The organism is Shewanella sp. SM32 (genome assembly GCF_025654235.1).
In the GTDB taxonomy this organism is placed as follows: Bacteria; Pseudomonadota; Gammaproteobacteria; order Enterobacterales; family Shewanellaceae; genus Shewanella; species Shewanella oncorhynchi.
The window spans coordinates 1-747 of record NZ_JAKKRO010000166.1 but is presented as its reverse complement, the minus strand read 5'-3'; the positions used below and the strand labels follow the sequence as shown (position 1 = coordinate 747).

Here is a 747-nt window from a genome sequence, read left to right as displayed (position 1 = left end):
CTTAGATGTTTCAGTTCCCCTCGTTCGCCTCGCAACACTATGTATTCATGTTGCGATAACAGCTTATGCTGCTGGGTTMCCCCATTCGGACATCGTTAGCTCAAATGCTTGTTACTAGCTCGCCAACGCTTTTCGCAAGTTACTACGTCCTTCATCGCCTCTGACTGCCAAGGCATCCACCGTATACGCTTAGTCGCTTAACCATACAACCCAAATGAGTTTCACTCACCTGCGCCGCATTGCGACCAGCTTGGTTTTACTTGTCTCACTTCTGACCAAAGAAGTGGACGCGCCTTAGACGCAAACTATTCAATAAAGAATAATTTACTATTGAATATTCAAGACACTTAATAAAGTGTTTGAGAACTCATGTTCAATGCTTGCGCATTAAACGTTTTGTAATTAATCACATGACAGACTCATGCAATTAAATACTATCAGCTTTCCAAATTGTTAAAGAACAACATCTACCTGCAAGAGGGATGTTTCGCTCTGACTTCTCGTGAGAGAAGMTAAACAAGCAATCTGTGTGAACACTCAGCAAACATTAAGTTAGTCGTATAGGTAAGGAGGTGATCCAGCCCCAGGTTCCCCTAGGGCTACCTTGTTACGACTTCACCCCAGTCATGAACCACAAAGTGGTGAGCGCCCCCCCGAAGGTTAAGCTACCCACTTCTTTTGCAGCCCACTCCCATGGTGTGACGGGCGGTGTGTACAAGGCCCGGGAACGTATTCACCGTGGCATTC

2 rRNA genes are annotated in these 747 nt (G+C 45.8%); both read right to left on the bottom strand.

Annotated elements, in window-relative coordinates:
* Positions 1 to 203, bottom strand: a 23S ribosomal RNA gene (locus L5M10_RS23985); the annotation flags it as partial.
* 362 nt (positions 204 to 565) lie between these two features.
* A 16S ribosomal RNA gene (locus tag L5M10_RS23980) occupies positions 566 to 747 on the bottom strand; the annotation flags it as partial.